9 protein-coding genes and 1 pseudogene are annotated in these 9,642 nt (G+C 51.7%); 6 read left to right on the top strand and 4 right to left on the bottom strand.

Features of this window, described 5'->3' with window-relative positions; genetic code table 11:
- The 5 genes and pseudogenes from B3P22_RS05415 to B3P22_RS05395 form a co-directional block, all read left to right on the top strand.
- Nucleotides 1-257 (top strand): annotated as a pseudogene (locus tag B3P22_RS05415) (hypothetical protein); the annotation flags it as partial.
- The gene (locus B3P22_RS05410; protein ID WP_296270244.1) at nucleotides 254-1,654 is read left to right on the top strand and encodes a DEAD/DEAH box helicase; all 1,401 of its coding nucleotides are present in this window, start codon (nucleotides 254-256) and stop codon (nucleotides 1,652-1,654) included. The pseudogene B3P22_RS05415 and the gene B3P22_RS05410, both read left to right, overlap by 4 nt.
- A gap of 90 nt (nucleotides 1,655-1,744) precedes the next feature.
- Complete coding sequence (locus B3P22_RS05405; RefSeq protein ID WP_084929463.1) at nucleotides 1,745-2,053, top strand: hypothetical protein; 309 nt, start codon at nucleotides 1,745-1,747, stop codon at nucleotides 2,051-2,053.
- 114 nt (nucleotides 2,054-2,167) lie between these two features.
- Complete coding sequence (locus tag B3P22_RS05400; RefSeq protein WP_084929464.1) at nucleotides 2,168-2,431, top strand: BPSL0761 family protein; 264 nt, start codon at nucleotides 2,168-2,170, stop codon at nucleotides 2,429-2,431.
- A 14-nt stretch (nucleotides 2,432-2,445) separates the two neighbouring features.
- Nucleotides 2,446-3,045: a DUF6088 family protein gene (locus B3P22_RS05395; RefSeq protein WP_236204890.1), complete on the top strand. Its 600-nt coding sequence runs from the start codon at nucleotides 2,446-2,448 to the stop codon at nucleotides 3,043-3,045.
- A gap of 58 nt (nucleotides 3,046-3,103) precedes the next feature.
- Here B3P22_RS05395 and B3P22_RS05390 read toward each other — a convergent pair whose 3' ends face one another.
- From B3P22_RS05390 to B3P22_RS05375, 4 genes are all read right to left on the bottom strand, one after another.
- On the bottom strand, nucleotides 3,104-4,078 hold the full coding sequence (locus B3P22_RS05390) for a hypothetical protein (protein ID WP_296270238.1): 975 nt from the start codon (nucleotides 4,076-4,078) through the stop codon (nucleotides 3,104-3,106).
- A gap of 65 nt (nucleotides 4,079-4,143) precedes the next feature.
- A complete protein-coding gene (locus tag B3P22_RS05385; RefSeq protein ID WP_084929466.1) occupies nucleotides 4,144-5,004 on the bottom strand; it encodes a TniB family NTP-binding protein in 861 nt (286 codons plus the stop codon).
- Nucleotides 5,004-6,851 (bottom strand): Mu transposase C-terminal domain-containing protein, encoded by a 1,848-nt coding sequence (locus B3P22_RS05380; protein ID WP_296270234.1) that lies wholly within the window; start codon nucleotides 6,849-6,851, stop codon nucleotides 5,004-5,006. The genes B3P22_RS05385 and B3P22_RS05380 overlap by 1 nt, the downstream gene beginning before the upstream one ends.
- Nucleotides 6,852-7,010: 159 nt before the next feature.
- Nucleotides 7,011-8,051, bottom strand: a complete 1,041-nt coding sequence (locus B3P22_RS05375) for a GlxA family transcriptional regulator (RefSeq protein WP_296270246.1) — start codon at nucleotides 8,049-8,051, stop codon at nucleotides 7,011-7,013.
- A 400-nt stretch (nucleotides 8,052-8,451) separates the two neighbouring features.
- Between B3P22_RS05375 and B3P22_RS05370 the strand changes: the two genes are divergently transcribed.
- Nucleotides 8,452-9,579: a hypothetical protein gene (locus B3P22_RS05370; RefSeq protein WP_232106200.1), complete on the top strand. Its 1,128-nt coding sequence runs from the start codon at nucleotides 8,452-8,454 to the stop codon at nucleotides 9,577-9,579.
- Nucleotides 9,580-9,642 lie beyond the last annotated feature (63 nt).

Genomic DNA, 9,642 nt, shown 5'->3' with positions numbered 1-9,642 from the left:
GTGATGCCCGTTCGCTTACGCTTCAATCTTCAGCCAATACGGATCAGCAGCTGGAGGCACTCCATAAGGAGATCCGTCTGGATTTCCTTTCTTCAATGGGTGAGGCAGAGCGATTCAAGTTGCTTCTGGATGAGATGCCACATTTGCGGGGCAAGGTTGAAGGCGATTATCTGGAAGCCAGGGATCGCAGCTCTCGCCTCTTGGGGCATCTGCGCGCCATCGAAAAGACCCTCAAAACGCTCGCTGCACCACGATGAGCAGCTCGCTACGCAGCTGGCAGAACAGCTGCATCACTCGGGCGTTGGAGCACTTTACCGTCACGCCGCATTTCTTCTGCCAGGCAACGCCGGGAGCCGGAAAGACGCGCATGGCTGCAGAACTGGCCAGCCGACTGCTTGAGCAGGACAGAATTGATTTGGTGCTGTGCTTTGCGCCTTCCTGCCAGGTCGTGGAGGGTTTTCGTTCGACCTTTGCGGCTGTGCTAGGCAGGCGTCTCGACGGCCAGATAGGTGCCGTGGGCGCGGCCTATACCTATCAGGCTATGGAATACCGTGATGAGGGATTCTGGCAGCTGCTTGATGACTACCGGGTGTTAGTGGTCTTCGATGAGATCCACCATTGCGCCGGCCACGATCCGCTGCTCAGCAATGCCTGGGGGCAGCAGATACTGCATCGGATACAAGATCGCGCTGCCTTCACGCTGGCCCTTTCTGGCACGCCCTGGCGTTCGGATGACAAGGCCATCGCATTGGCTCGCTACTCTTCGCCCGAGGGGCATTTGATCTGTGATTACCGTTATGGCTTGAAAGATGCCATTACCGACGGCGTGTGCCGATCACCTCGCATCGTGTTGCTCGACAATCAGAAGGTGAAACTTACGGAAGAGCTTGGCGCGGATAGCTCCGTGAGGCTGTTTCCCAGCATCGCCAAGCTTTTAGGGGAGTCACCTGTCACCTATGAGGAGCTTCTGCGTCATGACGAGGTGATCAATCCAATCCTCGATCTTGGCTGCAGCAAGCTGAACGAGCTACGCCAGATCAAACCTGATGCCGCTGGTTTGGTGGTGGCCACCGACATCGAACACGCCCAGCAAGTTGCACTGGCTCTAGAAGCAATGGGTGAAGAGTGCCGCATCGTGACCAACAAAACCCCGGATGCGCAGCAGGTGATCAATGCATTCCGGAGCAGCGCCTGCCGCTGGATTGTGGCCGTCGGAATGATCAGCGAAGGCACCGACATTCCCCGCCTGCAAGTGTGCTGCTATCTCAGCCGTATCCGCACCGAACTGCACTACCGGCAAGTACTGGGGCGAGTGCTGCGGCGCACAGGTGAGTCCGACGACCAGGCATGGTTATTCATGTTGGCGGAGCCAACGCTTCAGGGTTTTGCGGAGCGAATTTCGGATGACCTGCCTGATGACCTGGCAGTTTTGAGCGATGTGCAGATGCCTGGTTTTACTCCAGGCTCCAGGCCTGAGCCGGTGGGCACTTTGGGTCATGTCGACGGTTTCGACGGTGCGGGGTTAGGTGGTGCAGAATCGGGAATTGGATCGCAGCCTACGAACATGATTTCGCTGGGCGGCTTTGCAATTGAGCCCGCTTACCAGGTCAGCTTTTCCCAGCATTATCGGCAGCAGCTACTGGCTTGTTTTTGATGCTCAGCCAGTCGAGGCTGATCCAATGATGTTGGTGTTCATGAATCCATAACCAGCCGACGTCGTGTGGAACGTAATCGTGAGGTGTGCATGGAGAGTAAGTCGCAGGCACTGGTCGATGTGGTTGAGGATGTGATCTGCGACGTGTGCCGCTCTGGAACGAGTATCCCCGGCTATGCCCCCCAATACGGCAAGCTTGAAGCCCAATGGGGATATGGCTCCCAGCATGATGGGGAGCACTACCGGATTCATCTCTGTGAGCCCTGCTTTTTCAGGGTGCTGAGCGGGTTGCGTCGGGAGCGTATGGTCAATGGCATGTTCGATGATGAGCAGCCTTTTGCTTCTGAAGATTTTGGTCTGGTCAGCAAAGACAACTACTGGGGAAAGAACTGGTTGTAGGGTTGAAAAGCCATCAGCCGCACCACGACGAATCGCGGACAAATTAGGGGTAAGCGCGCGGCTTGCCCGTTCTGGTCTCGTAGATTGGAATAACTGAATAAGGAGGTAGCCGCTTTGACCCTGCCGCATGAAAGAACCCGGAGTGTCGTCAATACCGAAGCTTTTCTCCGCGACCTCTCTCGTAACACCGAGCTACCTGATGACATTCGCAGCTATGCGAAAAGCCTGCTTAGACACTACCCGTCCGCCGATCAAGTTTTCTCGCTAGGGCGCCTCGAAGAGTGCCTAGTAAACGACGCTCAAGATGATGAATATCGGCGAAGGGTGATTGCGTTCCATCAGCCGTTTTTCAGTTCGTCGTTAGACTTCACGCTATAGGCGTGAACGCCACGATGCTCAGCACTGATTTAGCCCAGTCGGTATCCGCCCGGATTGCGCAACGAGTCAAGCGCCTACCTAAAGGGCAGCCGTTCAGCATTAGCCATTTCACAGGGTTTGGAACGAAAAACGCCGTATCCAAAGCAATAGCTCGACTGGTCAACCGAGGCGAGCTCGAACGGGTGTATCGTGGGATTTATATGCGACCAAAACCCGGACTTTACGTTGCGAGGGCTCGTCCCAATCTCTGGGAATTGATCAGCGTAATTGCCAGGCAGAAGCACCTGTCTTTACAGATCCATGGTGCCAATGCCGTCAGGAGGTTTGGGCTCAGTACCCAGATGCCGCTCATTCCAATCTATTACACCAACGGAGCCAGCCGTTCAGTATTCATAGGTAAAGCTGAAGTCCGACTGATACATGCGGCCCCGATGGTGATGCAGCATGCCGGGACTGAGGCGGGGATGGCTATCAGTGCACTGTTTTATCTCGGCAAAGAAGGCGCTACTCCAGAATGTACTGCTGCGATTAAGAAAGCGCTTAGGCCTGACGACTTAATCAAATTGATGACCAGTAAAATACCGAAGTGGATGCTAATTGCGTTGGATTGCTAGCACGCCATCCTCACATGTCGGCCGCCAATGACGAGAAATTTATTTCCTTCAGAGCTACTTACATTTCAGGGGTCAAACCTGCAACAAAGCCATCAAAACGCGTCTGGCTTGAGTGTGGAAGCCGACCAATCCTAGACAGAAGATAATAATAATCGCCAATAGAACTATAATTTGCACATGTAAACCCTAGTTCTAGGTTGCTGAGACCGAAATAAGGAAACAAATCATCCACCATGCAATCAAGACGCCCAACCTCTTCATCAGAGAGAATCCCAAGCACCTTACCAGCTAAAATTACCCCACAAATCCTTTGATTTATATCAACCTCATTAACGCCATTCTCAAGCAACCAAGAATAATCTTTTCGATAACGCCCTAGTCTCAGCTTAAAAGCAAACGTAAACGACCAAGACAGGCCGCCTGAATTATGGAGGCTGGGAGCCTGTGTCAATAACTCAAAAACAAGATCAAAGTATGCAGTTGAGGCAGCATCAGCACCCGCACTATCCACCCTCGCCTCTTCGCTAGAGCCATACCACTCAAATACTTGGATTGCAAGATCATAAAGAGCTTCCTGCAGACTCTCGCTCTCCCACAGATTATAGTTTCTAGTACCTTGATATTGATGGTAGGGGTATTGCGAAAACTCAGAGAATGCTCGCCAACCTCTACCAATAGGATCACAGTTAAACCTAATACTCGACAACTTTTTCTCATGGAACGAACAGAATACGCAAACGGCACTGCACCAGCTCCGCCGCCAACATGGAAGAATATTATTTTTAATGTCATCTATTATACAATCTTGACAGTAAAATCGACGGCTTTGCCATGACAAGAGCTTGCCAGGCTTCTTATCAAAGAATCGCAAATAGTCATCCTCAGCGAGATTCAACCTCGATATAACATCCTGGACATAGCTAGAGCCAATGTCAAAATCCGGATCCTCATAAACTAATTCACCATGCCTATCACACTCACCCTTTACACTGACTCCTTCCAATGAGAACTTCACCCAAGGAAACTTTATCATGCATCTATATATCCAGGATGAAAAGCACTCGTCCACGCTGGCGGGGCATAAATTTAGGAGGCGCATTAGTAACTCCACGGCGTCGAAATGGCTTTTACCAAAGAGCCTATGGTGATGCGTTCCTCTCCCGACTTTACTGCGTAGCATGCAGCAGATTTAATTGAGTTCATAATAGAGTCCATTCGCCCACTGGTATTCTCTAAAAGAAACCCAATAACCTCAGCGCCATCAAGGTTTGACGGCCTTCTTAATGGTAGATTTTGCTCAACCCCCGCCAGAAACGATCTAAAAGACTCGCTTTCTCTCCAGTCATCAATCTGGACGCTATAAAATCGCCTAGAGAACTGTTCATCCATACTCAAAGCGTTCCTAGCGAGATCAATACCGAAACCTATTATTGATAATCCATAAGTATTATTGGATAGCGACTTCAGAATGGACAAATTTTTAAGTTGCTCTGGCCTCGCCACCAGCATTGACTCGTGCAGTTCATCTATAATCAGAGCCTTTATTTTTCTCAATTTTATCACTTCGGCTAGCTCCGCCGGAAGCGTGGCTTTTCTGGGGTGTCCGAACTTAATCAGCCCATGAGGGAGGCCTAGTGCCGAAACAAGCAACTCACCAAATTTTAGATTAAATGGGTTCGCAACCATGTCTAGAAAGACAATTTGGTTAGAGAGTGCTTCAGAATTCCTTATCTGCTGAATGATTGAGCTTTTACCGGCGCCAGGAGCACCGGTTACAATCATACACGGCGCCTGCATTCTTCTAGGAACGGCCAGTACATTTTCAACCATCTTTAAAATGCTATTTGATTGAGGGTGGTCAATGTAAAAACTATCTCGCTGTATAGCGGCCAACCGCATGTCGTCAGATGAACATGCCAATTCCCTAGCGCTCTCCGTTAAGTGCTCATAAGAACTCATCAAGACCTCCTAGAATAGGGCGTCGCCTTTTTCGAGTAGTCAGGTTTTTTGATTTCTACATCTGACCTATCTGGAGCAGTCGCTGATATAGTCTCGTCAGCGATCCACGTGCTGGTCTCATGCTCGAATTTGGCAGCAATTATTTTTCTCGCTCGCTTTGTCTTCGTTATCGCTCCCTTCACTATCTGCGCATTTTCTTTTATCACATCTATCAAAGCATGATCTTCCAATGCTCCATCTGGTGTGACGCCTTCTTTTCGCCTAAGCTTCAATAGCGCCCTGTGTTCCTCATATGCAAAGTCACTGGTCGTCACATCAGAAAAGTACAGCGGAATATATCCTCCATCCAACCTTGCCCATATTGTCGCCATTGAGTGCGGATCGTACTTAATGACCACTCTCTCTCTACCTATATGGGGAGTTAATCCAGGACTCCAGTACCATTTACCATTTAGAGTCACGCCTTGGGGGTGGATTTTCCGACTCATCTCCGGCATGAAGTCAAGGCGAAACGTCCACGGATCGGAAATTATCGGAGGATGAGTAACGTTGTTTTCGGAATCAACAAAATGCGACTTCCACTCCGCCGCAGGAGAGCGGCCCAGCCCTTTATGCTTACGCCCATGATAAATAGCGACCTGCCCTGCAAACCATTGGCAAAACTCCTTGAAGGTCAGTGCAGAATTTTTCTCACTATCATAACCTCTGCGACTAACAGGATTGGAGTGAGTAGTACCGGGCAAGAAGTGCACATAATCGGTCATCAGTGTGCCGATCAAACGCTCAACATGACCTCCATAATGCTTTGCCCCAATTGGTCGCCATTTCAAGCCAATTTTGTGTAGCACACATGCACGCTGAAATTTAACGGTCTTGAACTCACTTGCGTTATCCATGTGCAAGAGTTTTGGAACCCCATAATATGGATGTAGACCTGCGCTCACTCCCAGTCTTTTAAGGAATTGATTTTTAGGAAGTGCGGCATGCGCTACAGCACAGGCAACAGAGAGGCTAGATGGCGGGTATAGACTTAGATAATAACCAAGAATAACCCTGGTCTTGACATCAATGAGGACAGTTAACCAGGGCCTGCCTATTGGTCGGCGTGTAATTTGATCGACCAATATCAGATCTACTCTGGTATGATCCATCTGCACCCATTCAAGCGGCAGATGAATTTCCTTTTTACCTGGTCTTGCTGCATATTTTTGACTCGTCGCCTCATGCCCATGCTTTCTCAGATGACGCTCTTTCTCAGGTATATCTTTGAGCCGTGCAGATATTGCCGATCGAGAAGGTGGCTTTAAACCAAGCCTAATGGATATCTCTTCCGCCTTGCGAAAAACCGCAGCTATGGTTGCCGACTTTCCTATGTACGCCTCTTTGATTGCCTGCTTTATTACGTCATCGACATCTTTAATGAGTCTTCTTGAGCCTTTCTTATTCCCTCTCTTCATCCTTAGCAGAGACGCTGGACCAATTTCCTCATCATAAAACTTAATGTTTCTATAAAAGGTACCATTTGAGACGCCTGCTTGCTCTAGCGCCTGAGCCAAGTTGAGTTCTTTTGCCAAGTATCTCTTTATTAAGTCGAACTGTGACTGAGCGGCCTGCAACTCCTCCAGGGGCACTACCGACTCGCTTGATAGCGACTCAACTTGAAGCAGATTAATATTATCCTCATCCCTTGAAGGCAAATGCTCAATTTCGTCAATGTCGACAACTAACTTTTCACTGCTTTTTTTTAGGACAACCTCGACCGTCAAGTTGGGAAGACATTTATTAACTGTTGCAACATGCCCCCTCGCGACGACAACCAAGCCCTCCCGCAGCAATATTTGCCCCATGCGCCCTCCCTGAATCCTTCGATAGATCACAGTTCGTTATGAGCGTAGCTGGCCTTTGAAAAATGTAAAAAAATAAATTCTAGGTTGTTTTTTACAGTCTATAAAAGACACATATGGTTTTTTAATAAAAAAATCAATAAGATAGGATAATTACAATATTTAAGAGTCACCCACATCGCCTTTCGAGGAACGGACGTTACCGAGGCGCATTTCCTTTGACGGCGGATAACCGTAGAACTCTGTGTAGCACTTGCTGAAATGACTCGATGAGACGAATCCGCAAGCCAGGGAAACATCGAGGATCGGCAAATCGGAATGCTGCAGCAGGCGTCGCCCTTCGGTCAGGCGCAGCTCCAGGTAGTAACGCACTGGCGTGGTCGTCATCTGGTCCTGAAACAACCGCTCGATTTGCCGCCTGGAACGCCCGACATACTCGGAGATCTGGCTCAGGCTCAGCGGCTCTTCGATATTGGCGGACATCAACTGCACCACATTGCGCAGCGGCTCGCTCATTTTGTCGTGCAGCGACGGACGTGCACGGCGGTAGCGCGATTCTTCGAAGGCCAGGATGTCGGTAATGCCATCGGCCAGTTCCCGGCCATGCCGCTTGCGAATCCATTCCATCACCATATGGAAGGCTCCGCTCGGGCTGGCGGCCGTCAGCCGATTGCCATCGACCATGTAGCTTTCGCTGGTCACCTGACTGTTTTTGGCCACTTCTGCCAGCACGGCGCGATGCTCCGGATGGATCGCGCATTTGTGGCCATCCAGTAGCCCGGCTTGCCCCAGGAACCAGGCGCCATTCCATAACCCGGCCAGTTCTACAGACTGTTTGTTCGCACCGTGCAGCAAGGCGCTCAGTGCCGGCGCCGCCTTCAGTGGCGTACGCAGGCCACCACAGACCACCAGCAGATCCATGTCCGCCATATGCGACAGCTGAATCTGCGCGCCAGGACAGATCACCAGCCCCAGATCGCTGGTTACCGATTCGCCAGTCAGGCTGTAGGACTCGGTAACGAAGCAGCCGGGGCTGATCAGGTTAGCCGTGACCATGGTATCGAGCGCCTGGGTGTAGGCCGGCAAGGAGAAATGCTCGAGTAACAGAAAACCTACCCGGGCCTGTTTGACCGGCTGTTTCCTGTCATCTACGAAACGCAGGTTCTTCCCCTGCATGGCTTCGCTGAAGCTACGTTTTGGCAACACTTTCAAGACGTTTTCCGAACCGGTTGTTATTTGACTTGTTTTCAGAAGCGGCATACTCGAGACACTTCCCCAATGGGGCCATCGCCTAAGCGCACCCTCCTCTGCCTATTCATTTGGCGGCCATCGAGAACATTGCTGGCTTGGGATTCTTCCCGATTCGCGCGCACTCGGCAAATCGGAACTATTTCAGCGTCACGACTCCGATGCTGCGTCGCAACCAGACGAATTAATGCCGCTTGCAGTCGCACCGAAAACGACGCCCCGCACTTACTGTTCCAGCATCTCAGCTGCAAGGAACCCGCAAAGCCCTTAAACGAAGCGTCCGGTGCGTCCTGCACTGCGACCCACTTCCGTCACTGCCGCCTCAACAAGACCAAGAATACAAGGTGCAATATCTATGTCCCGGAACGACAATCCCGTGCGCTTTATGCGCGTAATGCTGACCGCTGGAGCACTGATCGCCCTGCTGGTGGGTTCTGGCTTCACCACGGGCCAGGAGATCATGCAGTACTTCGTCGCATACGGTTATGGTGGCATCGCCAGCGTTGCGCTCATGCTGTTGCTGTTCGTCTACGTCAATCTCAGTTTCGTCAGCGCCGGCTATGAACAGCAGTTCAACGAGCCTAAAAGTATTTATCAGTATTACTGCGGCAGACTGATCGGCAATTTCTTCGACTATTTTTCGGTCGTTTTCCTGTTCATGTCCTTCTGGGTAATGATCGCCGGCGCTGGGGCTGCGCTGCATCAGCAGTTCGGCTGGCCGAACTGGGTCGGCGGCACGGTGATGGGCAGCCTTGCCCTGTTGACGCTGCTCTTCGGTTTCAAGCGCCTGGTGGAAATCATCGGTCTGATTGGCCCACTGCTGAGCGTTCTGGCGATCCTGATCGGCGTCATCAGTTATGCCATGGCGCCCGGCGGGCTGGAAAACTACCTGGCTGAACTGGAGCCGCTGGTAACCGATCGCACCATCATGCAGGCCAGCAGCAACTGGTTCATCGCCTGCGCGTCCTATGTCGGCTTTTGCATGATGTGGCTGGCCGCGTTCATGACCAACCTGGGCAAGTCGGCCTCCAGCAGAAAGGAAGCCTGCTGGGGCGCGACGCTGGGCGCGGTGATGTTCAGCCTGGCCGTGTTGGCCATGATGCTGGGCCTGGCTGCCCACCTCGGTGACGTGGCCGGCACGCAGATTCCCACCCTGGCGCTGATCGCCAAAATTCATCCAGCTCTGGCGTTCGGCTTCGCGCTGATCGTGTTCGTCGCCATCTTCACCACCGCCGCGCCACTGCTGTGGGCGCCGGTAAAACGCTTCGCCCCGGACGAGAACAGCCCGCGTCATCGTATCCTGCTGGTATCGCTTGCAGTGATCGGCACCGTCGTCGGCCTGACCATCCCCTTCGACCGCCTAATCAATGTCGTTTACGTGATCAACGGTTATGTGGGGTTTGCCCTGCTCTTCCTGATGCTGGCCAAGGACATCCGTACCCGGCTGTTCAAATCGCACGTGGCCGTTCCCTTGCGCTCCTGATGCGCAGCCAAGAGGCCGTACTGGAAACAGTGCGGCCTATGTCGACCCTCCGCAGCGACGCGT

It is taken from the genome of Pseudomonas sp. UBA6323, from assembly GCF_002439135.1.
GTDB lineage: Bacteria > Pseudomonadota > Gammaproteobacteria > Pseudomonadales > Pseudomonadaceae > Aquipseudomonas.
The sequence above is the reverse complement of the archived record's forward strand: the minus strand, read 5'-3'. Positions and strand labels throughout refer to the sequence as shown.